At 73.5% G+C, this 434-nt stretch carries 1 pseudogene; it reads left to right on the top strand.

The features are described from left to right. Window positions 1-259, top strand: a pseudogene (locus tag G3I71_RS47970) (hypothetical protein); the annotation flags it as partial. Window positions 260-434 lie beyond the last annotated feature (175 nt).

The following is a 434-nucleotide window of genomic DNA, read 5'->3' as shown; positions in this document are numbered from 1 at the left end:
CGGCTGGTCGCGCCCACGCGGCCTGGTACGGGACTTCCGGGCGTGGCTGCCGGGCGGCGCCGTACGCACCCAGGAGCAGCTGGCGTTGGACGCCGACCTGCCCCCGTGGCTGGGTACAATGGAGTTCCACCGGAGCCACCGGTCCGCGCTGATCCGCAAGGACCCGGACTTCTACCGGGACCGCTTCCCCGACGTCCCGGACGACCTGCCCTACGTGTGGCCCGCCTCCGACCGGGACCCGCGGGCGCCCCGACCCTGAACGGCGCCCCCCGGATCGGCGGGGCCGCCGCGTGCGACGGGTGGAAAAGTTGCCGGGTCCTGGTTCGGCAGCGGCGCGAGGGGCAGGCGCGGGCACAAGAGGTACCAACCCGGGCGCAACGGTCGACCAGGAGACGCAATGAGGGCACTTGCATGGCACGGCAAGCGGGACGTAC

The sequence above is a fragment of the Streptomyces sp. SID12501 genome (assembly GCF_010550245.1).
In the GTDB taxonomy this organism is placed as follows: domain Bacteria; phylum Actinomycetota; class Actinomycetes; order Streptomycetales; family Streptomycetaceae; genus Streptomyces.
Note: the sequence above shows the minus strand (reverse complement) of the source record. Positions and strands in the feature narration are given on the sequence as shown.